The organism is Streptomyces sp. NPDC014676, from assembly GCF_043084105.1.
Lineage (GTDB): Bacteria > Actinomycetota > Actinomycetes > Streptomycetales > Streptomycetaceae > Streptomyces.
The window spans coordinates 118,899-144,248 of record NZ_JBIBZI010000016.1 but is presented as its reverse complement, the minus strand read 5'-3'; the positions used below and the strand labels follow the sequence as shown (position 1 = coordinate 144,248).

Sequence of the window (25,350 nt, the reverse complement as noted above, 5' to 3'; positions counted from 1 at the left end):
GCCCGCCCGGGGGACGCCTCCGGCCGGGCCGCCGCTCGCCGCCGCGGGGCGGGGAGTCAGGCGCAGGACCAGGCCGACATCCCCTGGATCCGGGCCAGGCGCCTGGCCACGGCGATCTGTTCCTCGCGGGTCGCCAGGTCCGCACGCGGGGCGTACTCGAGTCCCCCGGCCGCGGCCCAGCTCGACTGCGTGAACTGCAGGCCGCCGTAGTGACCGTTGCCGGTGTTCGCCTGCCAGTCGCCGCCGGACTCGCACGCGGCGATGGCGTCCCAGTCGGTGCCCCGGGGAGCCGACGGGGACGACGCCTCCGCTTCGGCCGTCGTGCCCAGGGCTGCCGCGGCGACCAGGACGATCACGGCGGCCCGGATCCGGCTCCCCCGCGAACTCCGCACGTCACCTGTAGGGGTACTTCGTCCATGACTCATAGAGAACTGTTACACCGTGCCGTCGGGCGACGGCTCGTCGACGGCCGTCTCCTTGCCCCGGACGGGGTACGTGGTGGTCCGCCTCGGCGACGTTGCTCCGGTCGGGTGACCTCCGGAGCGCGGTCCGGCGCCGCGGCGACGACGCTGACGCCATGACACCTTTCCTATCAAGGCGGTCGGCCGCCGCGCTGCTGGTCTGGCTCGCCGTCGCCCCCGGGACGGCCGTGGCGGCGGCCCCGGCCGGCGGGGACCCCGGGGCCTCGGACGGATCTCCCACGGCCACCGGCGACGCGCTGTCGCCCCTGGAGGATGCCGCCCGTCCGCTGCGCACCACCGAGCCCTCGGGCCCCTTCGAGGATCTGCGCCCCTTCGGGGAGGCGGTCGGTGACGCCGTGGTGGTCGGTGTCGGCGAGGCCGCCCACGGCTCCCACGACTTCGTCACCTTCCGGCACCGGGTGCTGCGGTACCTGGTCGAGGAGAAGGGCTTCCGCTCCTTCGTCCTGGAGGCCAACTGGAGCACGGGGCTGCGGCTGGACGACTACCTGCTCACCGGGCGCGGCGATCCCGCCCGGATCATGTCCGAGGAGTTCCGGAACGCCTACCTGCTGCTGCACAGCCAGGAGTACCTGGACATGATCCGCTGGATGCGCGCGTACAACGTCGCCCATCCCGGCGACCCGGTCAGGTTCGCCGGCACCGACAACGGCTACGCCGGCCCGGAGCTGTACGACCGGGTCGTCGGCCACGTCCGGCGCGCCCACCCCGGCCTGCTGCCCGCCGTCACCGAGCTGTACCGGGGGCTGCGCCCCGCCCTGCCCGTCGACGCGTGGATGCGCACCGCCGTGACCGCGCCCCTGGACGAGCGCCGCGCGCGGGCCGAACGCACCGGACGCGTCCTGGAACTACTGCGCGCCCGCGGACCCGCCGGGACGGACGAGGACCATGCCTGGGCGCTCCAGCACGCCACCGTCATCGACCAGGTGGCGCGCCTGTACGCCTTCGACCTCTCCGACCCCCGGAGCGGGCCGGAGGCCATGGCCCTCCGCGACACCGTCATGGCGGAGAACACCCTGTGGTGGCACCGCCACACGGGCCACCGACTCGTGCTCGGCGGGCACAACAGCCATCTGTACACCAGGAGTTCCACCCCCACCCTGCCCCTCACCCAGGGAGCGGTGCTCCGGCGACGGCTGGGCGACGGCTATCTGGCGGTGGGGCTCTCCTTCGACCGGGGTGCCGTGCACGCCACCGCACAGGGCCTGCAGAACCCGGCCGATCAGGACGTCGGACGGGTCGAGGTGGAGCCCGCCGCTCCCGGCTCGGCCGAGCACGTCCTGGACCGGGTGGGCCACCGGAACTGGTACGCCGACCTGCGCACCGTGCCGCCCGCCGCCCGCGCCCTGCTGGACGTCACCCGGCCCAAGCGGGAGATCGGCACCGACTACCCGCCGGCCGGCGACCGGGTCGACCTGCTGAGGTCGGCGGACCTGGTGGTGCACCTGGACGAGATCCGGCCGAGCCACGCGCTACCTCGATGCGGGGACCGCCTCGGTGTCCCCGGATGCGCCGCGGCGGAGCAGACCCGTCAGGGACAGGGCACCCGGCCCGAAGAAGACCAGGAGCAGGAAGCCCCAGCAGAACAACACCGGTGACAGACCGCCGTTCTGCAGCGGGAACGGACCGTCCTTCTGGTGTTCGGTGAAGTAGGCGAAGGCCATGGCTCCCGAGCTGAGGAACGCCGCGCCGCGGGTCACGGCCCCGAGGAGGACGAGGACACCGCAGACGAGTTCGATCACGCCCGCGTACCAGAACGGCCAGTCACCCGCCGGGGCGGCCTTCCTGTCCAGCACGCCGAAGACCGTGGCGGCGCCCTCGCTGGTGAACAGCAGGCCGAGGACGATGCGGAACAGGCCCAGAACGAGCGGTTGGTGACCGGCCAGCCGGTCACTCAGGCGTGCGGTGCTCATCGTCGCGTACTCCTCGCGTCGGTCGGTGCAACGTGGAGGGCCGGCGCCAGGGGGCGCGTGTGCGAAAGGCCGTCCGCCCTTCTCCAACGTTCCCGGCGGTCCGCCCGTTCAGCCGGACCGCCGGGAACGTGCGGCCGGCCCGCCGGGCGGCGACGCGCCGTCGTCGCCGCCCGGCGGGAGGAGCCGTCGCTCAGGACCGCGGCGGGACCGAGCGGAAGGTCCAGTGTCCCGAACCCACCTGGTACACGGCCTCCTCCCCGGACGTGCGCAGCAGGCGCGCTCCCTTCGGCGCCCCGGCCCGTCCGCCGGCCGCGGGGACGTGCACCTCGGCGGTGCTGCCGGCGGGGACGTCCACGGTCAGCCGGAAGCGGCCGTCCGTCCGCTCCCAGTCACTGCGGGCGATGCCGTACGGCGTCCGGTAGGAGCCCGACGCCGAGGTCATGTCACTCTCGACGGCCGGGGCGATCAGCAGCTCGGTGTAGCCGACGGAATCGGCGGTCTGCGAGATGCCGGCGACCCGGGTGGTGAACCAGGAGTCGATGGCGCCGAGCATGAAGTGGTTCTGCGACTGGCCGGGACCGCCGTCCCAGGACTCGCCCAGGGTGGTGTTGCCGGCGCGTACCTGGTGGCCGTAGCTGGGGCTGGTGGTCCGCGTGGCGATGGCGTGCACGAGGTCGTCGCGCCCCGCCCCGCTGAGGACCCGGAAGGCGGCGGGCAGGGAGATCTCGCCCAGGATCAGGTGGTGGCCCGCGTCCTCGACCGCGGTGGTGAAGTGGGTGAGCAGGCGGTCCCGCTCCCCCGCCGGGTGGGCGCCCATGTCCAGGGCGAGCGCCTCGGCCCCGTGGCCGCCGCCGCCGAAGGTGCCGGTGGTGGTGTCGTAGTACTTCGCGGCCAGGGCCTCGGCGCTCGCGTCGGCCTTGGCGCGGTACTCGTCCGCGGCCGCCTCGTCGCCGAGGACGCCGGCGATGCGGCTGAGGGCGTCGGCGACCCGCCAGTAGCCGTAGGTGCCGGCCACGGCGCGCGGGAAGGTCCGGTCGGGCGTGAACCAGTCGCCCAGGCCGTAGTCGAGGATGCCGTCCTTGACCTGGGTCTCCAGGAAGGCCGCGTACTGCCGCATGCGCGGGTAGTACGTCTCGAGGGTCTGCCGGTCGCCGTAGGTGGTGTAGAGCTGCCAGGGGACGAGGACGAAGGCGCCGCCCCAGTTGGAGTCGTTGCGGTAACCGCCGGGCAGGCTCGTGTACTCCGGGACCGTGCTCGGGATCAGCCCCTCGGTGGTCTGCGCGTCCGCCATGTCCCGGACGATCTTGCGCAGGTGGGCCTGCATGTCGTAGTTGCCGGCGAGCGCCGGGAAGACCAGCTGGTTCTGTTCCAGCCAGCCCAGCTTCTCGCGGCTCGGGCAGTCGGTGAGGACGCTCATCATGTTGCCCTCGATGGAGCGGCGGATCAGCGCGTGGATGTCGTTGATCAGCGGGTCGGAGCTGGTGAAGTCACCGGCGGAGGTGTTGTCGGTGTGCAGGACGTGCCCGCGCACGCTCACCGTCGTCCCCTCGGGCACACCCCTCAGTTCGAGGTAGCGGAAGCCGTGGTAACTGAAGCGCGGGTGCCAGGTCTCGTCGCCGCGGCCCCGGGCGGTATAGGAGTCCCACAGGGGGGCGCCGACGTTGCTGAGGGACTGGAAGGCGCGGCCGTCCTTCAGGCTCTCCGCGGGGTGGATCCGGATCGCGGTGCCCTCGGGGGCGTTCACGGTGATCTCCGGCCAGCCGGCGATGTTGCGGCCGAGGTCGAAGACGCGGCTGCCCTCGGCACCGTCGACCTCGCGGCCCTCGAGGGTCTCGACGATCCGGATGGGCTCCGTCTCGCGGGCGCTGAGCGCGGCGGGCCGTTCGGCGGTGCCGGGGCCCGCCACCACGGTCGCCCGCCGCCAGTCGGAGTGGTCGCCGGCGGGCTCGTCCCAGCGGGGGATCTCCCGGCGGGCGTCGTAGTCCTCGCCGCCGTACCAGTTCGAGGAGGTGGTGGGCCCGAGGGTGGTGCGCCAGTCGTCCCCGCTGGTGAGGGTGCGGACCCGGCCGTCGGCCAGGGTGACCTCCAGCCGGGCGATCAGCTTGGGGTCGGACAGGTTGCCGTAGAGCTTGCGGTAGCGGTCGGCGGTGCTGACGACGTTGGACATGCCGTTGCCCAGGGCCACGCCGATGGTGTTGGATCCGGTCCGCAGGCGTTCGGTGACGTCGTAGGTGGCGTACTGGACGCGCTCGGCGTAGTCGGTGTTGGCCGGTTCGAGGACCGCGTCGCCCACGGGCTCGCCGTTGATGCTGGCCTCGTAGACGCCGAGGCCGGCGATGTGGAGGCGGGCGCTGCGCACCGCCTTGGGGAGGGTGAAGTCGTCGGCGAGCAGGGGCAGTCCGGCCGGAAGGTACGGGGCGGGCGGCCGCCGGCCGGTGACCCGGGTGAGCTCGGTGAACGGGCCGGTCGCGCCGTCGGCGGAGGAAACGGCGTAGTCGACGGGGAAGTTGGGGACGTGTCCGTCGTCGGTGAGGACGTCGGCGCGCGGGTACAACGCCAGTTCGTCGAAGGTCTTCACCGACTTGAGGTCGAGCGTGAGGGTGACCGGGGCGGCGGAGACGTCCGGGCCGGTGTGCGGGGCGCTCGCGTAGCCGGCCGCGGTCTGCAGGGCGCTGTTGGGCAGGCCGTCCACCGCCAGCGCGGGTTCCCAGGTCTTGCGCAGCGTGTTGCTCTCGGACGCGGTGACCGCGGCGCCGCGGGCGAGGCCGGTGGTGGAGGTGGTGGAGTCGCGGAGGTCGATCTCACCGAGCTGGAGCCGCCAGGTGCGGTCGGGGAAGGACTCGGCGAGCGGCAGGCCGAGCCGGGTGACGTCCAGACGGACGTAGCGGGCGGTGGTCCTGGGGAGCTTCACGACGACGGGTTCGGCCGTGCGCCCGCTCAACTGCCAGTCGGGGTGGGTGATCCAGTCGGCTCCCCAGTCCGAGCGCTTCGTCAGGCCGGTCTCGAAGACGGCGGTGCGGCTCCAGCCGCCGTGCCTGTGTCCGGGCCCGGACCAGAGCATGACGCGCCAGTAGACGCGGGTGCGGGACCCCAGTTCCTTCCCGTCGTACGTGGTCGCGGGCACCGCCGAGTCGACGCGGCCGGAGTCCCACAGGTCGGGGCGGGAGGAGTCGAGCAGCCGGGGCGAGGTGGCGGCCTGCACCCGGTAGGCGGACTGCCGGGCGCCGGGGTGGCCGGCGTCGATCTCCCAGCTGAGTTCGGGGGTGGTGTCGTCGATGCCGAGGGCCTGGGTGAGGTGCTGGGTGCGCAGCCGGGCCGGGGAGACGTCGCCGGTGGCGGCGTCTGCGGTGACCGCGCCGGCCAGCACGGTCGCGAAGGCGGTGGCCGCGGCCAGGGCGGCGGACCACCCGGGTCTGCGGTGCGGGTGCGGTGTGGGCATGTGGCTTCCTGCCGGGGTGAGTGGGACGGGTGGGGACGGACGTCAGAGGCGGTGCAGTTCGGCCGTGACGCGGCGCCGGAACCGCAGGGTCACGGGGCCGAGCAGGCCGGACGGCAGCGGCTTCTTGCGTTCGTTGGACAGCGTGTTGGAGACGCGCACGCTCAGGGTGTTGCGGCCGGGGCGCAGCCGCCCGGTGACGTCGGCGACGAACGGCGCCCACAGCAGCGGCGGCAGCGCGGTGCCGTTGACGGTGACCTCCGCGACGTCGCGCACGTCGCCGAGGTCCAGCAGAATGCGGCGTCCGCGCAGCCGGTCGGCGTCGACGTCGACGGTGGTGGTGTAGGTGCCGCTGCCGGAGAACAGCGGGTCGTGCGCGGTCCAGCTGCCCAGCGGCGCGGTGACGGGGGTGGCGCCGTCGCGGGCGAAGGCGAACGTCCAGTCGCCGGTCACCGGGACCGGTTCGAGCGGGTCGTCGACGCGCACGGTGCCGCGGTGCGGGTGGCCGCCGTCGGTGCCGGTGAGGGTGTGGGTGCCGGGCGCGGCGGCCTCCACGGTGGCCCTGAGCACCGTTCCGCGGCGTTCCACGGCCAGGACCGGCAGGGGCGAGTCCGTGAGGTGGGGCTCGTGCCGGACACCGGGGCTCACCACGACGACCAGGGTCTCGTACGGCTCCAGGTCCAGCGGGAGCCGTACGCCGTCCTTGGTGCTCCGGTGCAGCGGTGCCGGGCCGCCGGTGCCGGTCTCCGGGTCCCAGATCCGGGGCACGCCGGCGGCGGGCAGGGCGGCGACGGTCCGGATCCGCTCGCCGCTCTCGTTGTTGATCAGGAAGACGGTGTCCGCGCCCTGCCGTACCCGCAGCACCCGGACGGTGTCCTGGGGCGGGTCGAGAACGGCGGCGGCCGCCCCGGCGCCGGTCGCGGCGGCGCCCAGCCCGCCGGTGTCCGCGACGCGTACGGCGCGGCCGCGCCCGAGGGTCCGGCTGCCGGGAACGCGGTCGCCGAAGAGGTCGCGCAGGCCGTGGGCGAGGGTGCGGTCGCCGCCGTCGGCCTCGTCGGTGTCCAGGGCGCCCACCGCGATCACGGTGCCGCCCGCGCGGACGAACGCGCGCAGCACCCGCAGTCCGTCCGCGGCCAGGGTCGGCGTCCCGGGAACGACCACCAGGTCGTAGGCGGCGTGGCCGACCACGAGCCGGCCTCCCCGGACGTCGGCGTGGGCCCGCAGGGCCGGGTCGCCGGTGAGGGCGCCCTCGTGCAGCAGGTCGAAGTCGACCTGGGAGCGTTCCAGGGCGTAGGCGGCATCGGCGAGCGGGCCGTCGACGTCGCCCTGCCGGCCGGTGCCGGTCGACTGCTCGGCGGCGCGCTGCGGTTGCAGCAGCGCGGTGCGGGCGGCGGAGGTGCCGCGGCCGGCCTCCATGAGCCGTCCGATCCACTCGGCGAGCGGGCGCATCGCCCACCACCAGGGCGCGCGCGGGCCGAACGGCGGCGGGAAGTACACGCGGGTCTCGTCGGTCCACAGCGCGTGCAGCACCGTCAGGTTGACGCCGCGGGCCGCCTGCGCGCCCACGGTCGCGCGCACGAAGGCGGGGGTGACCTGCCAGCCCATGTTGCCGAACATCTCCAGCAGGGCCCGTTCGCGGCCCATCTGGTGGGCGACGGAGACCGGGTTGCGGGGGATCATGGTGGGCTCGCCGGCCTTGTACTCGGCGGTGATGATGTCGCCGCCGGGCACCTGCGCCCACTGGTGGACCTTGTGCAGGTCGCCGGTGGTGACGATGCGCTTGGCGGGGGCGGTCTCGTCGTAGAGCGGGTTGGTGACGAGGGCGACGCCCCACTCGTCGTACAGCCGCGCCTGCTTCTCGAAGGCCTTGGCGAAGCGGTCGGAGACGGCCTGCCAGTAGCGGCCGCGGACGGTGCGGCCCGTGCGGCCGAGGTCGTCGAAGGCGGCGGCGTAGGCGGTGCCGGGGGTGACCCCGACGGCGCGCAGGGCCCCTTCGAGGGAGGGTGACCACGGCAGGCGTTTGAAGTGGGCCTCGGCGGAGGCGAAGAAGGGCTCGTCGTCCCAGAAGCCGGGGACGACCGTGCCGAAGTACCGTCCGAAGCGGCGGTGGTACTCGGCGGGGACGATGTCGAGGAACAGCTCGACCGGTTCGTCGTCGAGCAGGTCGACGTAACTGCGGCTGTAGCCCTGGGAGTCGTCGACGAGGAGGACCCCGCCGAAGAGGTCCACCTGCCACTCCCCCGCCGGCACCTGCCAGGTGTGGTCGCCGGTCAGCCGGCCGGTGAGGTCGGTGACGTCGGCCGCGCCGGCCGCGCCCACAGGGCGTGCGGCCGCGGCGGCGACCGTGAAATCCCCGTCCGGCAGCTCCTTTTCGGGGAAGGCCCGGGCGGCGGCGGAGTCGTCGAAGGCCGCGTCGTACAGGACGGTGCCGTCGGCGCCCTCGACGGTGAGGTTCTCCCAGAGGGCGCGCTGCTCGTCGACGGCGCGCACGCCGGTGCCGCCCGTGGCGTGGGCGGGGTCCCGGACGGTGCCCTTGTCCCGGCCGTCGAGGGTGACGGACACCGTGTCGGCGCGGACGGTGACCCGCAGGGTGTGGAACCTGGTCTTGTTGAAGCCGTCGGTGCGGGTGCTGCGCAGCAGCTCGGCGGGTTCCGTGCCGGGGGCCAGCCGGTGGACGGTGGTCACGCCGGTCTGGTCGAAGGTGACGGCGTACCCGGAGCGTCCGTCGGCCGAGCCGCGGACGACGAGGCCGGCCGCGCCGTGCTCGGCCTTGGCGCTGCCGGTGACGGTGTAGTCGGTCCAGCCGGCGCTGTCGCGCAGGACGGTGGCGCCGTGGAGCACGGCGGCGTCGGCCACCAGGCGTCCCGCCTCGATCCCGACCCCGGTGCTGCGGCGCAGGTCGACGACGGCCGGGCCGCGCACCACGGTGGTGGAGCGGGCCAGTGCCTTCAGGCGCAGGTCGGGCCGGGGGGCGTAGGTGCGGCCGCCGACCTGTCCGCCCTTGACGATGAACTCCCCCGCGCGTCCGCTGGGGAAGTGGTCGTCGTTGAACAGCCACACGCGCATGCCGGTGCGTTCGGCGGTGCGCAGGACGTGGCCCACGATGTCGAACCACTCCTCGGTGAAGAACACCGGGCGCATCTCGGCGTTGTCGAAGGAGAAGAGGACGACCTCGTACATGCCCTTGTCCCGGAGGTCCGCCATCTGGCGGTCCACGAGTTCGGGGGTGACGGGGCCGTTCCAGTACCAGTAGACGGTGGGGCGGCTGTCGCGGCGCGGGTCGGCGAAGTACCGGGGCGAGAAGGCGTCCTCCCGGTCGGGTCCCGCGGCGGCCTCCGCCGCTTCGGTGGCGGACGCGGCGGAGTCGGCCTCGGGGAGGCCGACGGCGACCAGGGCGCCGGCGGCTCCGGCGGCGGCCACGAACCGGCGTCTGGAGAGGGCGCTTTCGGGGCCGTCGGGGCGTTCAGGTGTCGCGTCTTCGGGCATGGCGGAGCTCCTGGAGTGGGTGGTGGGCGGGGTGGGCGGGGCCGTGGGCGCGGATGTGCCGCTCAGCCCTGGGCGAGTCGGCGCACCTCGTCGGCGGTCAGGGCCCGGTTGCGCAGCCGGAAGTCGCGGACGGCCCCGCGCAGATAGGGATGGGTGCTGTTCTGCGAGCGGCCCAGGAAGTTGCGGCTGGTGCGGCCGAGGAGGAGGGGGCCGGCCACCATGGCCGGGTTGCGGCCCGCTTCGGCTCCGTCGACGTAGAGCACTCCGGTGCCGCCGCCGAGGGTGAGTGCCACGTGGACCCACCGGCCGGCCGGCAGCGGGCCGGTGGCGTCGACGACGTCCTCCCGCTCCATGCCGGAGATCTTCAGGGCCGCGCGGGCGCGGCCGGCGCCCGTGGTCGCGGCGAGGAAGAGGTAGGTGTCCTTGTGGTAGCCGAGGTCGAAGACGCGTGCGGAGGGCGCGAGGACGTCCACGCGGACGCGTACCGCCACGGTCAACTCGTCGAGGCCGCTGGGCAGTCCGGCGGGCAGCGCGATGTGGCCGTCGCGTCCGTCGAGGGCCACGGCGCTCACGCCGCCGTCGGTGCTCCAGGCGGCGCCGCCCACGAGGGTGGCGTCGGCGAAGGTTCCGGTGCGGTCCACGGCCGAGGTGCCGCCGCCCTCGTCGAGGGGGTAGCGGGCGACGTCCCGTGCGGCCGTACGGCGCGGTGTGACCGCCCAGTACACGTTGTAGTGCTGGTGGTGGACCTCGTGGAAGGGGCGCAGGGCGACGCGGCCGCCGTCCGCGACCGCGGTGAACGCGGTCTTCTCACCGGGGGTGCGGCGCAGGGTGTCGGGGCGGATGACGGGGAGGGTCGCGAGGCCGGTGCCGCCGTATGCGCCGGCCAGCACCAGCGGACCGTATGACAACGATGCCACCTGCGGATTGTCGGGCGCCGGACGCCAGACGGGGACGCGCGGCAGGACGAGTTCCACGGTGTCCCCGGTGCGCCAGTGGCAGGTGACGGCGGCGTAGCCGCCCGGTTCGGGCGGCGCCCCGGCGGTCCGGCCGTTGACCTTCAGCACGGCCCGCCGCCCGTCGCCGTCGGCGACCCACGCGGGGACGCGGATCCGCAGGGTGAAGCGCGCCTGTCCGGCGGTGACGGTGAGGCGGGTGCGGTCGCCCGCGGGGTACTCCGTCTCCTGGCGCAGCGTCACACCCGTCTGCTCCCAGCGCACTTCGGAGGGGATGAACAGGTTGACGTACAGCTCGGGCCGGCGGGTGCCGCGGGAGCGGAAGTAGATGGTGTCGGCGAACTTGGTGTGCGTCTCCAGGCCGGTGCCGTGGTCGCAGGAGAAGTTGTCGTAGTCCCCGCTGTAGCTGCCGGGGGCGGCGCCCAGTCCGCCCTTGGGTTCCCGCTGCGAGCCCGCCCACAACCCCGTGTAGTAGGTGACGAAGCCGTGCTCGGAGTCGGGGTCCTGCTCGGCGAGCATCTGGTTGTAGAGGGTCCACTCGTAGTGGTCCAGGTAGTCGGCGCGCTCGGGGCGGTGACGGAAGAGGTGGCGGCCGAGCTTGAGCATGTTGTAGCTGTTGCAGTTCTCGCAGGTGACCGTCGAGAGCCTGCTGACGATCTCGCCGGGAGGGCCGAAGAGTTCCTTGTCGGAGTTGCCGCCGATGGCGTACGAGTGGTCGCGTACGACGGTGGTCCAGAAGGTGTCGGCGATGTCCAGGTAGCGCCGCTCGCCGGTGGCCTCGTAGCCCGGCACGGTGCCGACCACCTTGGCGATCTCCGTGTTGGCGTGGCGGCCGGCGAGTTCGTCGCGGCCTGCGGCCAGCGGCGCGTACAGCTCGTCGTGGTCGAAGCGCCGGGCGGTGCGCAGGTGCACCGGGTCGCCGGTCACCAGGTACAGCCGGGCGAGGACGTCGTTCATGCCGCCGAACTCGACCTTCAGCACGCTCTGCATCCGCTCGCGGGACAGCGGCGCGGTGCGGGCCTCGGCCCAGGCGGCCATCTCCAGCAGGACGTCCAGGGCCTGCGCGTCACCGGCCAGCCGGTACTGGTCCAGCAGGCCGGCCATGATCTTGTGCAGCGTGTAGTAGGGCGCCCACGGCTTCCCGCCGGCCTCCAGCTGGTCGAAGACCGCCTCCGGGAACGCGGAGAGGTAGCCCCGGTGGAAGCCGGCCGACGGTGCCGCCCGCTGGCACTCGGCGAGCGCCGAGACGAGCGCGCGGGCCTTGTCCGCGTAGGCGCGGTCACCGGTGGCCGCGTGGGCCTGGGCCAGGGCGCTGAGCAGGTGCCCGGTGGTGTGGCCACGCAGTTGGACGGTGGGGGCCTCCCAGCCGCCGCAGGGTTCCGCCGACGACGGCAGGCCGGCGTTCAGGCGGAAGGTGTGCAGCAGCCGGTCGGTGTCGACGAAGAGCAGATAGGCGCAGGTGCGGCGCATGTTGGCGAGGAACGGGCTCTCGAGCAGCCGGACCTCGGAGAGCGCGAACTCGTCCAGCGCCGGTTCCGGGCCGGTCGTGCCGGCCTGTCCTGCGGGTACGGACGCCGGTGCGGGTGCGGGTGCCGCGGCGGCCGGGGACGAGGGGGTCGTCACCGCCGCGGCGGTGACGACGGATGCGGTGAACAGGATCTGACGTCTGGACGGGGCGGGCCTGCCGGAGGATGCGGGCATGGCACGGGGCTCCCTTCACTGGCAACGGCGGCGGGTGGGTCAGGAACGGGGAGACCAAGGGGAGTTGAATCGTTTTACTCGACTCGGCGCAGACGCTAAGCGTCGCCGCAGCGAGCGTCAAGAGTTCTCACAGGATGCGCGTGGGGCGACAAGTACCCCTATGACGTGCACGATTTGGGCGCACGCGGGCATGCCGCTGCGCGGACGGGCGTGGGCACCGTCCGCGCAGCGGCTGTCTCACGGCCGGGAAACCCCGGCGGGAATCGGATGGGTTGAAACGTTCAATCAGAGGGTGGTCTGGGCGTACGGCACCAGGCGGACCGGGCCCACGAGCCCGTGGTCCTGGCGGGCGACTGTGCCGAAGACCTCCGGACGGGTCGTCCGCAGGCGGTTCACGAGCGGTGTCGCCACCTCGATCTCGAGGGTGTTCTCGCCGCGCCGCAGCAGCGGACCGACGTCGATGACGGGGCACAGGCGGTCGGCGGGGCCCGCGGCCCGCCCGTTGACCGTCACCCGGAAGGTGTCGCTGACCTGTCCCAGGTCGAGCACGGCGCCGTGGGAGGAGCTCCAGTCGTCCGGGAGCACGACGGTGGTGCGGTACGTGCCGACGCCGGCCGAGTCCGCCAGTTCGGGGATGCGCGACCAGGGCAGCAGGGTGTCGAGGGCGACGCCGCGGCGCACGCTCTCGGTCCGGGTCGCGTCGGCGCCCGGGAACCAGTCGTCCACGTCGAGGCGCCAGCGGTCCGGCTCGATCGCGGCGGGCACGGCCGGGATGGTGGTGGTGACCGTGCGGCCCTGCGACAGCCGGGTCCGGTACGTACCCCCGGCGCCGGCCCGCACGGTGAGCCCGCCACGGGTGAACAGCACCTCGTCGGCGTCCGAGGAGACGGCGTGCGGACGGTCGCCGTTGCGGTCCCCGAAGAGCCCCGGCCGTCCCAGCGCCACGATCGTGGTCTGGCCGGGCCGCAGCGCGACGCGCAGGGTGACCTCGTCGCCCTGCCGCGTGTACCGCGCGGCACGTTCCACCCTGCCCGTCCAGGGGTCGAGGAGGTAGGGCACGAACGCGCCGCCGCGGGTGCGGCGCAGGGTGACCTCGTGGTCGATCGCGGCGACGGGCGGCTTGACGGTCTCGGCGTGCTTGCCGTTGCACAGGTAGTAGAAGTCCGCCTGGTCCGTCACCCGGTGGGCGTTGAGGAGCGTGGAGGCGGTGGAGTAGCGGACGTCGGGGGTGACGCCGAGGGACGCGAGCGCGTCACCGACCGCCGTCTTGTCGGTGACCCGGACCACGTTGGGCAGGGCGAGCAGGCGGGCCAGGACGTCCCGCAGCCGCTCCGTCTCCCCTGACTCCGGGACGCCCGGCGTGAGCGCCTGGTCGAAGGCGCCGAGGAACACCGTGGGCAGCCCGGCCTCGGCGAAGCGGAACAGCTTGCGGGCGTCGGCCAGGGCCAGGGTCGGGGTGGAGCCGTGGAAGAAGTCGCCCTCGACGAACAGGGCCTTGTAGGCCGGGCCGTCCGGGGCGAGCCGGCCGCCGGAGACCCTGGCGTTCGGCAGGTCGAGCAGCGGGCCGCTGAGGAACTGGTGGGTCCATCCGAGCGGGACGCCGGTCGAGGTGAACCAGGACGCGCCGATGCCGGTGGCGGAGTAGCCGGTCTGCCGGAAGACGGCGACGTCCGCGCGGGCCGTGCCGGCCTGGAGGACCTGGTGGACGCGGCCGAGGTAGCCGGAGACGTCCTCGGCGTGCCGCCAGGTGGGCTGCCGGGGCCCCCAGGACTCGCTGTAGCCGGCGGTGCCGTTGTAGGGGCTGAAGGCGGCGAAGCCCGGCCACTGCGACTCCGGGGCCTTCGCGTAGGAGAAGCCGTGCAGGACGGTCTGGTTGACGCCGGCCGCGTACGCGCCGCCCATGGTGCGCAGCACGCGGTCCCAGGTGGTGCTGTAGGCGGAGCCGTTGTAGGCGCCCGACTCGCAGGAGAGCACGGTGTGCCCCGCCATGTCCCGGCCGCCGGCCAGGCAGCGGTAGTCGTCGAGGTTCTTGAAGCCGAGGGACTCGCCCTCGGCGATGTCGAGGATCGCGGCGGAGGCGATGGAGTCGGTCTGCAGGCCGTAGGGCTGGGCGCGCAGGGTCATGCCGAGGCCGTGCGCCCAGTCCCTGAGGGCGCGCACGTGGTGGCGGTTGAACAGGTCGGACACGGTGGCCCAGAAGTCGTGCCGGATCTGCCGGGTCAGCTGGGCGTCGAAGGCGAACACCTGGTTGCTGTTGTCGAGGACGACGGCGGGCAGGTGGGGCAGCAGGGGGCGGCCCGTGCGCTTCTCGAACTCCTCCGGCAGCAGCCGGGTCCAGACCAGTCCGTCGGTCTCCAGTTCCACGGAGTCCTCGAAGAAGGCACCGCCCGCGGCTCGGAGCAGGCGCCGCAGGGAGTCGGTCAGGATGTGGCGGTCCCAGAAGTCGGTGACGGCGGCGGTGCCGGCCTCGCCGAGGTGGTCGACCACGTAGGCGGCGGGGGCGGTGTGGGGGCCGGATTCCGGCTGCTGTCCCGAGCCGCGCCGCCAGTACGAGATCAGCACCCAGTCGCCCTCGGCGGGCGCCGTCCACTCCAGGGTGCCGTCGGTGACGGTGCCGGTCAGGTCGCGGACGCTGTCGGGGGCGAGCCCGGTCTCCTTGCGGGTGGAATTGGCGGTGTCCACCCGGGCCGCCTGGACGGCGACGAGGTGCTCACGGGTGACGCCTGAGGCGGCCTTGTGCGCGGGCGGGGGCACCGGCCCGCGGTAGGTGGCGCCGCCGGTCAGCGGGACCCGGCCGTGGACGAGTTCCTGGGTCGCGGCCTCGTCGTCGGGGGTGACGCCGGGGACGGCCGCGGGCCAGCTCGGGCCGAGGGTGATGTCCACGGTGAGGCCGCGTCTGGCCGCCCGGCGCAGGGCCGCCTCGACGCCGTCGCGCCAGGGTCTGCTGCCCCAGCCGTGCCGGGCGGTGTCGAGCAGCGACTTGTCCTTGATGCTGTGGTGCACGGCGGCGATCTCGGCTCCGCCGAAGCCCGCGTCCGCGATCTGGTCGATCTCGCGGGCTATCTCGTCCGGGTCCACGAGACCGTCCGGCCACCACCACCGGAACTTCGGACGCACCGACCGGGCGGGGACGGCGAACCAGTCGGCGGCCGGTCCGGCGCCTCCGGCTGCGGGGGCCGCGGCGGCGCCGGCGGCGGGGGTCGCGGCGGCACCGGGTGAGGCGGCGCCGAGGGCTGCCGCGGTCCCCGCGGTCACCGCCGCGGCCAGGACCGTGCGCCGGGACATCCCGCCACGTTGCGGGACGGATTCGTCGTACATGAGTGCACCCCAGAGAAGTTCACATGGATTGAATCGTTTCAATCGCTACCGAACGCGGGAACGCTAAACCGCGCGGTTCGAAGGGGTCAAGGTGTGGGACGCCAGGTGTTTTCCGGAACCGGTGACGCGCACGGACGAGATCGACGGGGTCCGCGGCCCAGGGGCGCGACCGCCGGCGTCTCCCGTGGGCCGGACTCCGCACACCCCGTTTGCGGGCGCACAGGAACGAGGACGACTCCGGTGCGTCCGCGCCGGAGGGTGGACGGTCTCGGCCCGGTCGGCGGCCGCCCCCACCGCGGGCTCCATGGTCAGAAGTGATTCGGCCTCACTGGCGGACCCCACGTGGCGATCGGCCCGGACGGGGGCACTCCCTTCGCTTCCGCCATCAACTCCACGCAGGGGAAGGGCGCGTTCACGTCCCCGAGGGGACGGCGGCCCGGCGTCGGGCCACCACCGGGTGAGCACACACCGCAAGGTTTCGGCCATGACGTGGCGCGAGACGGAGCGCCTGGACCGCTTGCACGCCGAACGGCGTGCCTCCGCACGGGTGATGCGGCATCACGGCGGTCCGGCGCCGGCACAAGCCACGGAAGCGGTCCTGGAACGCCGCCCGTACGAGCCGGAGGACCGTGCCCGCCGCGGCCCGGTCCTCCACCACGAGGCCCGGCACTGGGCGATGCCGGCGGTCCACGGTGGCCGGTACCCGGTGGAACACCCCGGACTCGTCCGTCCGCCTGCCATGCCCTCGAACGGCGGACTCCACCGGCGCCTTGCCGGAACGGCAACATCTCTTGGCAGTTCGCCGTGGGCCGGGCGAGGCTCGGACGCGTTCCCCCGGCAGAAGGAGTCATGCATGAGCGCCGACGACGCGGTCAGGTTCTGGGACGACGTCTACGCGGCCCGGCCGGCGGCCACCGATCCGCGGCCGAACGTACGCCTCACCGAGACCCTCGCGGATCTGCCGCCCGGTGACGTGCTGGACCTCGGATGCGGTGCCGGTGGCGACGCGCTGTGGCTGGCCCGCCAGGGGTGGCGCGTCACCGCCGTCGACGTCTCGGCCGTGGCGGTCGAGCGCCTCACCTCGCTCACCGTCTCGCACGGCCTGGCCGACCGGATCACCGCCCGGCGGCACGACCTGCGGGAGTCGTTCCCGGAGGGCGAGTTCGACGTCGTCTGCGCCCACTATCTGCACACCCCCCTCGACCTGGACCGGGTGGCCGTGCTGCGAAGGGCCGCGCACGCTCTGCGGCCGGGCGGGCGGCTGCTGGTCGTCGACCACGGGTCGACCGCTCCGTGGTCGTGGAACCAGGACCCCGACGTCCGGTACCCGGCCCCGCGGGAGGTGGCCGCGGACATCGCCCTGGACCCGGCGGCCTGGACGGTCGAACGGGCCGACTCGCCCCGCCGGGTCGCGACCGGACCGGACGGCCGGACCGCCGAGGTCACCGACCACGTCCTGATCGTCCGCCGCACGGCCTGACCCGGCCCCGCTCCGAGCGTCGGCTGGGCGCTCACCCACATGATCGAGGAGACCGGCCGCCACGCCGGCCACGCGGACGTCCTCCGTGAACTGATCGGCGGGGCGACCGGACGCTGACCTGCCGAGGGGTGCCCCTCGGCGGGCCGCCGCACCGGCACGGTGCGGGCCGCGTTCCGTACCCTGGCGGCATGCGCATGCGTCCCACTCTGAGCTGGACCCCCGAAGAAGACCTGCCGCCGGGCTCCACGGACCTGGGACCGGTCGCCGACGCACTGGGCGCCGGCGGTGTGGTGGTGCTCAGCGGGGCGGGCCTCTCCACCGAGTCGGGCATCCCCGACTACCGTGGCGAGGGCGGGAGCCTGAGCCGCCACACACCGATGACCTACCAGGACTTCACCGGCAGCGAGCGGGCACGGCGCCGGTACTGGGCGCGCAGCCACCTCGGCTGGCGCACCTTCCGCCGGGCCCTGCCCAACGCCGGGCACCGGGCCGTGGCCGCGTTCGGGCGGCACGGCCTGCTCTCGGGTGTGATCACGCAGAACGTCGACGGTCTGCACCAGGCCGCCGGCAGCGAGGACGTCGTGGAACTCCACGGCGGCCTGGACCGGGTCGTCTGCCTCTCCTGCGGTGACGTCAGCCGGCGCCGCGAGCTCGCCCGGCGGCTGGAGGAGGCCAACGCGGGCTTCGCTCCGGTGGCCGCGGGGATCAACCCCGACGGTGACGCCGACCTCACCGACGAACAGGTCGGCGACTTCCGTGTGGTGCCCTGCGCGGTCTGCGGCGGTGTCCTCAAACCGGACGTGGTGTTCTTCGGTGAGAACGTGCCGCCGCAGCGGGTCGAGCACTGCCGCGCGCTGGTTCGCGAGGCGACATCGTTGCTCGTCCTCGGGTCGTCGCTGACGGTGATGTCCGGGCTCCGGTTCGTCCGTCAGGCCGCCCGGGCCGGCACGCCGGTACTGATCGTCAACCGGGACCCGACCCGGGGCGACCGGCACGCCGTCACCCGGGTCGCGCTCCCCCTGGGAACGGCCCTCACCACCGTGGCCGACCGGCTGGGCGTCCCGGTGGACGGGCGGACGGCGGCCTGAGCGGCTGCCGTCCGGCCGCGTGTCCGCCGCGTCACTCCTCGTCGCGCAGCCGGGCCGCCAGTGAGGTCAGCGGCTCGGCCACCTCGGTGTGCCCCAGCGCGGTGAGGCGGGAGACCGCGGCGTCGAGGCGGGTGAGGGCCGGGGCGGGGCGTTCCAGGTAGATGCCCTCCACGGCACCCGCGAGGCGGACGCACTCGGCCCACTCGCCTGCGTGCCCCTGGTCCTGCCCCGGCTCGCCGAGCAGGGCGAGCGCCTTCTCCAGGGCGGTCAGGGCGTCCTCGTACTCACCGGCGTAGGCGTTGACCCGCCCGTGTTCGTAGGCCAGGGCGGCGTCCAGGGGGCGGCCGTGGGCCTCGTACCCGGTGGCGCGGGCCTCGTCGGCGATCCGGCCGGCGTCGGCGAGGAAGGCGCGGGCACCGGCCAGGCCGTCGGGGCCCTGCCGCTCCGCCTGGAGCCGGGCGAGTTCGCGCAGGCAGTTGCTGAGCTGCTCGGGGCGCGGCTCCTTGGCGTGGGCGGCGAGTGCCTGGTCCGCGGCCTCGCGGGCGCGGCCGAACTCGCCGGATTCGCCGAGGAGTACGGCTGTCTCGGCGGCGATCATGGCGTGGCTGCCCGGGTCGTCGTCCCAGCCGGCCGACTCGGCCGCGAGGGCGACGAACTCCGCCGTGGCGGCCTTGAGGTCGTCCCCCGCGTGCAGCGCGCGGGCGCGGGTCAGACGCAGTTGGGCGACGAGCCGGTCGTCCACTTCCCCGGCGGTGACGTCCGGTTCGGCGAGCACGGAGTCGAGCAGCGCGATGCAGTCCTCGACGCGGCCGAGGTCGAGGCTGAGCTGGGCCGCGTTGCTGTAGGTGCAGTACGCGTCGAACCGGCTGCCGCCGCGGAGGTCCAGCTCGGCGGAGCGGGTCAGGTGCCGCAGCGCCTCGTCGGGGCGGCCCAGGTGCAGGCATGCCCCGGCCAGTTCACTGTGGAGGCGGGAGGTGTCGACCGTGTCGGCCGGCCAGTCGGCGGCCAGCCGCAGGCCCTCGGCCAGGTCCGTGTACGCGGCCTGCGCGTTCCGCAGGCCGAGCTGGAGCCGGCCGCGCAGGGCGAGGGTGCGGGGCAGGTGCCAGGCCGGGCCGTGCGCCTTGAGCCGGTCGAGGGCGCCGTCGGTCTCGGTGAGTGCGGCGGGCAGGTCGCCGGACATGGCGTACGTGGTGGCCCGCAGCAGCAGGGCCCCGGCGATCTGCGCGTCGACGCCGTGCCGGGTGGCGAAGGTGTGCAGCAGGTCCACCTCGGCGAGGACCGGCGCGATGTGCTCCTCGCTTCCCGACGTCTGCAGGCGCATGCCGAGCACGGTGGCCCGCAGCCGCAGCAGGCGGGCCTCCTGGTACGGAGTGAGGCCGGGCGTCTCCTCGTGCAGGCGGACCATGGACGCGTGGGCGGCGGTCAGCGCGGCGGCCTTCGCCTCGGCGCCGCCGGTGCCCTGCGCCTGGGTGTCGTCCGCACCGCTGTCCTGTGCCGTGCCGGTGTCCTGCGCCGGGAGCTCCGCGGTGGCGAGCAGGGCGCAGGCACGGGCGAGGGCCGCGTGGCCCGGCTGCCCGGCGTCCTCGTACAGGCCCGCGGCCTCCTCGTGGAGGGCGGCTGCGTCGGCGAACTCGTCCTTCTCACGGGCCCGGCCCGCCTCGTCGTCCAGCAGGTCCGCGCGCAGCCGGACGAGCGGGCCCACGGCCGGGTCGTCGGGGTGGGTGTAGTCGCGGGCGGCGACGAGCGTGCGCAGCCGTGCCCAGCAGGCCCGCGCGTCCGGGTGCCCCTGTTCGTCCAGTTCCCGCGCGCGGACGATGAGTTCGGGCAGCGATTCGGGGACGGCGGGGGCCGTCCGGGCGGCGGGCGCGGCGGCCGGGGCCGCCGGGGCCGCGTCGTCGAGGGTGCGGGTGCGCAGGGTCAGTTCCAGCGCGTCCAGGAGGGGGGCGCGGTCGAGGCGGACTCCGCGGCGGTCGGTGTGGGCGGTGGTGCCGTTGCGGGCGTCGAAGCGGGCGGCGAGGTCGTCGGCACGCTCGCGCACCTCCGCGCACAGGCCGGTCACCGTCCAGGCGCGGCCCGCGAATCCGGCGGCGGGCAGTTCGCCGTGGCCGAGGTGCTCGACGCGCCGGAGGAGGACCTCCACGCCGGTGAGGAAGTCGAACTGCTCCCGCGGCGAGTCCACCTCGTCGAACAGGCTCCGGTTCTCGGCGAGGAGTTCCAGGCCGCGTGCCTCGTTGCCGGTCAGCGCGCAGAACTCCAGGTGCCGCCCGACCTCCCCGGACATCGAGGGGTTGCGGCGGCAGCCGCGGTAGCCGGCGAGGTGCAGTTCGCGTGCCTCGTCGGTGCGGCCGGCCCGCAGCAGGGGCAGCAGCGCGTACGAGAAGGAGCGGGCCGGCTCCTCCTGGCAGGACTCCTTCCCGGCCAGGACGGGCTCCCAGACGCGCAGCGCCCGCTCGTCGTCGCCCGCCGCCAGGTGGTACAGGGCGCGCTCGCAGATCTCGCAGGCCTCGCAGTCGCTGAGCCGGGTGCGGGTGCGGCCGGCCCACAGCTCGTAGGCGAGGGCGGTGTCCTCGCCGATGTGCGCGGCGAGCTGGTACGCCTGTCCGTAGTAGGGCTGGAGGCCCAGGCCGGCCTTCTCGTAGCGGTCGCGCATCTCCGTCAGCCACTGGCGCAGGCTGTTCAGCGGGATCTCGGGCAGCGCGCGCAGGGCGTTCGCCACCCACTTGAACCGCCAGAACAGCGTGTGGCGCAGGCGCTCGTCGAAGACGTCGGGCTGCTCGTCGAAGAGGGTGAGCAGGCGGGCGAAGACGACGGGCGACTTCCGGGGTTCGGAGCCGTAGGTGTACGCCTCCTGGAGTTCGAGGAGCGCGCGGACGAGCGGGACGGGCTCCTCGAACCGCTCGGCGGCGTCGACGAGTTCCTCGGCGGTGACGGTGCGGGGGCGGCCGTAGGGGCGCCGGCGGTTCTCCTGGAGCGCCTCGTACAGCTCGTCGGTGCTCTGGGGGTGGGGTGCGGTGGGCATCGTCAGCTGTCCTTGCGGAGGGCGTGGGCGAGGAGGTCGAGGAAGGAGCGGTTGATGAGGCTCGACTCGGCGGGCCTGAGCGGTCGCCGGGACAGCAGCGCGGCCTGCCCGTAGAGGGCTTCGGCGCTGGTGCGGGCCAGCTCGGGCTCGTCGATGGCGACGGCGGTGCGCACCAGCGGGTTGAGCTGGTTGAGGATGAGCTGGGCCCGCGGTGCCTCCTGGCGCAGGGCGCCGAGGATGTCGCCCCACAGGCCGCCCTCCTGTTCGCGGGCGAGCTGGGAGCGGGTGCGTTCGTGCCGGGCCTCGCGGCTGTCGACGAGGAGGGCGGGGGCGGAGGCGGGCTGGAAGGTGCGCAGCGCGACGTCGCAGTCGAAGACGGCGAGGGCGTCGCGGGCCCGGGCGAGATAGGCCGCGGCGGCCAGTTCCGTCTCCCGGTCGACGGGGTCGAGGTGGGCGGTGAGGGTCGCCGGGTCGAGGTCGGCGACGGTGACCTCGGACCTGATCTCCGGCAGCCGGTGGACCAGTTCACGGTCGTAGGTGTAGCCGCCGTTGACGACGCCGAGCCCGGCGGCCGAGGCGATCGCCGCGACCTGCCGGAACTCCTCCACGCTCGAGGTCACGAGCACGGTGCGGTGGGTGCGCGCGAACTCGTCGAGGGTGGTGTGCCCGTCGGTGGTCTCGAACGGCAGCCAGGGCAGCAGCATCCGCAGGATCTCGTCGTCGTGCACGGCGAGCGACTTCACGGCCAGGTGGTGGGCGTGGAGGAAGCGGGCCAGCAGGTCCGGGTCGCTGGCGGCGGCCCGGGCGATCCACGCGCGCAGCCGCTCGGCGAGGGCGTCGCGGACGGCGGCGAGGGTGTCGTCCTCGTACAGGGACTCGCGGGACGCGGTCGGGCGCAGGCTCTCGGCGTCGACGACGCAGCGGACGAAGAACGCCCACTCGGGCAGGATCTCCTCGGCCTGCTCGGACAGGAGCATGCCCTTGACGTGCACGCGGTGGCCGTGGCTGCGGCCGGCCGGCACCGTCTCGGGCAGCACGCACGCGATGCCCTTGAGGCCCACGGCCGGCAGGTCCAGCTCGATGGTGTCCAGCGGCTTGAAGCCGAAGACCTCCTCGCCGTACGCGGCCAGCGCGCGGGAGCGGGCTCCCGGTGTGGGGTACGTACGTGCCCAGGGGGCGGGCTCGGGATTGACGGACGTGGCGCCCGTGCCGTCGTCGAAGGTCACCGGGTGGCGCAGCAGTGAACCGAAGTGCCGGGCCAGCGCGTGGACTTGCGCCGGGCGGGTCCACTCGCCCGCGTCGGTGCGGGGCGTCAGGGTGACGGTGGTGCCGGGCCGGGGGCGGGCGGTGGCGGGCAGGACGCGGACGGTGTAGCTGCCGTCGCCGCGTCCCCGCCACTCCACGGCGGGCGCGTCGGGGGTGCGGGCGGAGCGGCTCAGGACGTGGATCTCGTCCGCGACCAGGAAGCAGGAGAGCAGTCCGATGCCGAACTGGCCGATGAAGTCGCCGCGTTGCTCGGCGATCCTCTCGGCGCGCTTGCTGCTGCGGCCGATGGTGGCGAGGAAGGTGTGCACGTCGGCCTCGGTGAGGCCGACGCCGTCGTCCTCGACGCGCACCACCGTGCCGTCGGCGTACAGGCGGATGCCGAAAGTGCCCGCGGGGGCGTCCGGTTCGAAGGTATGCCGGGCGGTGAGCGCGTCCACCGCGTTCTGCAGGAGTTCGCGCAGGTAGACGCGGGGGCTGGAGTAGAGGTGGTGGGAGAGGAGGTCGACGAGGCCGCGCAGGTCGACCTGGAAGGTGCGGTCGGCGGTGTTCTCGGGCTGGGGCATGGGCGGTCCGGGGTGTGAGGGCACGGGGCGGCGGCGGAAAAGGACGAGCCGGGGCTCAGAAGGCTTTGCGGAAGCGCGCGTACGCCTTCTGCGGCTCGGACATGAACGTCCACGGCCATTCCGTGTACGCGCCCTCCAGCTCGCGGAAGACGTTCGAGGCCGTGCTGCTTCCGGACAGGGACAGGGCCATGGCGAACATGTTGTAGTCGCCCTGCCAGCCCAGCCGGCGCTCGTAGGCGTGGTGCAGGATGCTGCGCTCCGCCGCCTGCCTCAACACGGTCCGGATCCTGGGATGCTGAAGGCAGGCGCTGTCGTCGGACTCCACCCACTCCTCGATGTACGCCATGGCGACGACACAGCCGAGCCGGTGGCCGTCGGGCGCCTTGTCGAACGCCGCGCGGGCGAACTCCAGGGCCTCACCCGGCTCACCGCCCCAGCGGGGCTGGAGCTGCGACAGCCATTCGAGGTGGCTCTCCAGGTCCAGCGGGTCGCGGCGCAGGGCGGCGTCCAGCCGGATCTCGCCGACGACGCGGCCCAGGGACGTGCCGCGGGCGGAGGTCAGCAGGCGGCGCCACGGGGTGATCCACCCGGGGCGCAGTTCGGCGGCCTCGAACAGTTGCTCCTCGGCAATGCGGAGCCGCTCGTGGAAGATCCGCCACTGCTCCCGCGTGACGTCCACGGCACGCGCGCTGGTCCGGGCCTCCCAGCCCCAGCTGATGTGCCGCGCCCCGGATATCAGCAGGGCCAGGGCGCGGTGCTCCTTGTCCTCCTCGATGGCACGGCCGATCCAGTCCTGCACCCCGTCCAGGTCGGCCAGCTGACCGAGGACGTGATGGTCGCGGCCCAGGTCGAAGGGGGCCAGGGCCGTCTTGACCGCCTCCCAGTCACCCGCGTCCGCAGCCTCGACGACCGCCAGCACCCGCGTGTCCCCGAGGGCGCGCAGGGCGTAGACTCCGTTCTTCCTGCGCGGGGCCGAGAGGGCGTGCGGATCCGCCGCCGGTCTCGCCTCGTCCCTCCCGAACAGCTTGCCGAACATCCGCGCCCTCCCCTGGTCCCGCGTGATCATCCGGTGCAGCATAAGCGACCCTACCGACACCGCTTCCACAGGGTTTTCACCGGCACTTCACAACCCGGGCGCTCCGGCCGACACGGGCACGTGCGTCGGCCGAAGCGGCGCGCGAGGCCCGTCAGTCGAGGACCGCGACGGCCTCGATCTCGACCAGGTGCTCGGGGACGTCGAGTGCCGCCACACCCAGGAGCGTGGCCGGCGGGACCGGGGTGACTCCCAGCTTCGCGGCCGCGCGGGAGATCCCCTCCAGGAGCAGGGGCATCTTGTCGGGAGTCCAGTCGACGACGTGGACCGTCAGTTTCGCCACGTCGTCGAAGGAGCCGCCGGCCCCGGCCAGGGCGGTGCCGATGTTGAGGTAGCACCGCTCGACCTGCGCGGCGAGGTCGCCCGCCCCGACCGTGACCCCCGCCGCGTCCCAGGCGACCTGCCCCGCGATGAAGACCAGTTTCGACCCCGAGGCGATGGACACCTGCCGGTAGACGTCGATCTTCGGCAATCCGTCGGGGTTCACCAGAGTGATGGCCATGCTGCCCGCCTCCTTGTCACGCAAGACCCTTGCGGTCTCTTTTGGTTACTGGGGAACCATAGGAAAGTGATCGCTGACATGGAAGAACGCACTTTTCGGTGACTGAGGAACCTCATGGTGACCGAGCAGTTCAAGGGATGCGAAGGCCGCGGGGACGGAATCCGGGCTCACTTCGGACCGGGAACGGGGGCGACCTCGGTCACCGGGGTTCCGGGACCGTCGGTCGGGGCCCGGGGGGAGGGGTGGACTTCGGCGGGTTCCGATGACACCGACGGAGTGGGTGCGACGGAAGGGCTGCTCACGGGCGGCGGGGCGAGCGGGACCGACGGGGACACCGGATCGCCGGGGGGCGACGACTGCGGCAGCAGCACGACGAGGGCGGCGACGGCACACGTCAGTCCGGTCCCGGCCCAGACCGCGGCGCGGACCAGCCGGCGCCGCGCCGCGCCGCGGCGGATCTCCTCGTACCGGCCGGGAGGCGGGCCGAGGCGGTCGGAGGCCGGCCGCAGGATGACGGCGAGGGGGTCGTCGGGTTCGAACTCCGGACCGTCGTCAGAGTATGTGATCAAGACTTCTCCTCAGATGGGCGCGGAGCAGTTCCCTGGCCGCGTGGAGGTCGGCCTTGACGGTTCCCTCCTTGCGTCCGGTCACCGCGGACACCTCCCGGACCGGCATGTCAGCGTAGTAGTGCAGCAGGATCGGGACACGCAGTCGTTCCGGCAGCGACTGCACGAGCAGACGTACGGACGGGTCGGACTGTTCGGCGTGCGGGCGGACGGCGGTCTCGATGGTGACACGGCGTACGGCCTTGCGTTCGCGTTCGAGGGTGCGCCAGTGGTCCCGGACGAGGTTGGCGGCGGTGACGTAGAGGAAGCCCCGTGGTTCGGCCACGGACGTCCAGCGGGCCCACAGCCGGGTGAACGCCTCCGAGGCGATCTCGTGGGCCGTCTCGTCGTCGTCGACCAGCCGGCGGCACCAGCCGGCGAGGCGCGGGTAGAGGGCGGCGAAGAGCTCGGACGCCGCCTGCTCTCGGGACCGTTTCAACGCTCTCCA

The 25,350-nt window shown here is 73.8% G+C and carries 14 protein-coding genes and 2 pseudogenes; 4 read left to right on the top strand and 12 right to left on the bottom strand.

The features are described from left to right. Positions 1–56: 56 nt before the first annotated feature. On the bottom strand, positions 57–425 hold the full coding sequence (locus ACF1DX_RS32970; RefSeq protein WP_030861748.1) for a transglycosylase family protein: 369 nt from the start codon (positions 423–425) through the stop codon (positions 57–59). Positions 426–577: 152 nt separating this feature from the next. Here ACF1DX_RS32970 and ACF1DX_RS32965 point away from each other — a divergent pair. After that, positions 578–1,921: pseudogene (locus ACF1DX_RS32965) on the top strand (erythromycin esterase family protein); the annotation flags it as partial. A 30-nt stretch (positions 1,922–1,951) separates the two neighbouring features. On the opposite strand, the gene ACF1DX_RS32960 reads toward ACF1DX_RS32965, so the two are convergent. The 5 genes from ACF1DX_RS32960 to ACF1DX_RS32940 all read right to left on the bottom strand — a co-directional run bounded on the left by ACF1DX_RS32960 (position 1,952) and on the right by ACF1DX_RS32940 (position 15,253). Beyond that, entirely contained in the window at positions 1,952–2,392 is a 441-nt protein-coding gene (locus ACF1DX_RS32960; protein ID WP_391794825.1) for a DoxX family protein, read from the bottom strand. A gap of 190 nt (positions 2,393–2,582) precedes the next feature. Next, on the bottom strand, positions 2,583–5,831 hold the full coding sequence (locus ACF1DX_RS32955) for a family 78 glycoside hydrolase catalytic domain (protein ID WP_391794824.1): 3,249 nt from the start codon (positions 5,829–5,831) through the stop codon (positions 2,583–2,585). 42 nt (positions 5,832–5,873) lie between these two features. Beyond that, a complete protein-coding gene (locus ACF1DX_RS32950) occupies positions 5,874–9,314 on the bottom strand; it encodes a glycosylhydrolase-like jelly roll fold domain-containing protein (protein WP_391794823.1) in 3,441 nt (1,146 codons plus the stop codon). A 62-nt stretch (positions 9,315–9,376) separates the two neighbouring features. Then, positions 9,377–11,968, bottom strand: a complete 2,592-nt coding sequence (locus ACF1DX_RS32945) for a beta-L-arabinofuranosidase domain-containing protein (RefSeq protein WP_391794822.1) — start codon at positions 11,966–11,968, stop codon at positions 9,377–9,379. Between the two features lie 285 nt (positions 11,969–12,253). Next, positions 12,254–15,253, bottom strand: coding sequence for a glycosyl hydrolase (locus ACF1DX_RS32940; RefSeq protein WP_391794821.1), 3,000 nt, complete (start codon positions 15,251–15,253; stop codon positions 12,254–12,256). 886 nt (positions 15,254–16,139) lie between these two features. Here ACF1DX_RS32940 and ACF1DX_RS32935 point away from each other — a divergent pair. The 3 genes and pseudogenes from ACF1DX_RS32935 (at position 16,140) to ACF1DX_RS32925 (ending at position 17,854) form a co-directional block, all read left to right on the top strand. Then, a complete protein-coding gene (locus ACF1DX_RS32935) occupies positions 16,140–16,766 on the top strand; it encodes an SAM-dependent methyltransferase (protein ID WP_391794820.1) in 627 nt (208 codons plus the stop codon). Then, positions 16,767–16,883: pseudogene (locus ACF1DX_RS32930) on the top strand (DUF664 domain-containing protein); the annotation flags it as partial. Between the two features lie 71 nt (positions 16,884–16,954). Beyond that, positions 16,955–17,854 carry an NAD-dependent protein deacetylase gene (locus ACF1DX_RS32925; protein ID WP_391794819.1) on the top strand — a complete coding sequence of 300 codons (900 nt, stop codon included), beginning with the start codon at positions 16,955–16,957 and terminating at the stop codon, positions 17,852–17,854. A 31-nt stretch (positions 17,855–17,885) separates the two neighbouring features. Here ACF1DX_RS32925 and ACF1DX_RS32920 read toward each other — a convergent pair whose 3' ends face one another. The 6 genes from ACF1DX_RS32920 to ACF1DX_RS32895 form a co-directional block, all read right to left on the bottom strand. Beyond that, positions 17,886–20,873 (bottom strand): hypothetical protein, encoded by a 2,988-nt coding sequence (locus tag ACF1DX_RS32920; RefSeq protein ID WP_391794818.1) that lies wholly within the window; start codon positions 20,871–20,873, stop codon positions 17,886–17,888. 2 nt (positions 20,874–20,875) lie between these two features. Continuing rightward, positions 20,876–22,702 carry an HSP90 family protein gene (locus tag ACF1DX_RS32915; protein ID WP_391794817.1) on the bottom strand — a complete coding sequence of 609 codons (1,827 nt, stop codon included), beginning with the start codon at positions 22,700–22,702 and terminating at the stop codon, positions 20,876–20,878. A 55-nt stretch (positions 22,703–22,757) separates the two neighbouring features. Then, positions 22,758–23,738 carry a hypothetical protein gene (locus tag ACF1DX_RS32910; protein ID WP_391794871.1) on the bottom strand — a complete coding sequence of 327 codons (981 nt, stop codon included), beginning with the start codon at positions 23,736–23,738 and terminating at the stop codon, positions 22,758–22,760. A gap of 151 nt (positions 23,739–23,889) precedes the next feature. Then, positions 23,890–24,297: a RidA family protein gene (locus tag ACF1DX_RS32905; RefSeq protein ID WP_391794816.1), complete on the bottom strand. Its 408-nt coding sequence runs from the start codon at positions 24,295–24,297 to the stop codon at positions 23,890–23,892. 167 nt (positions 24,298–24,464) lie between these two features. Next, positions 24,465–24,866 carry a hypothetical protein gene (locus ACF1DX_RS32900; RefSeq protein WP_391794815.1) on the bottom strand — a complete coding sequence of 134 codons (402 nt, stop codon included), beginning with the start codon at positions 24,864–24,866 and terminating at the stop codon, positions 24,465–24,467. Then, positions 24,850–25,341, bottom strand: coding sequence for an RNA polymerase sigma factor (locus ACF1DX_RS32895; protein ID WP_391794814.1), 492 nt, complete (start codon positions 25,339–25,341; stop codon positions 24,850–24,852). The genes ACF1DX_RS32900 and ACF1DX_RS32895 overlap by 17 nt, the downstream gene beginning before the upstream one ends. Between the last annotated feature and the right edge of the window lie 9 nt (positions 25,342–25,350).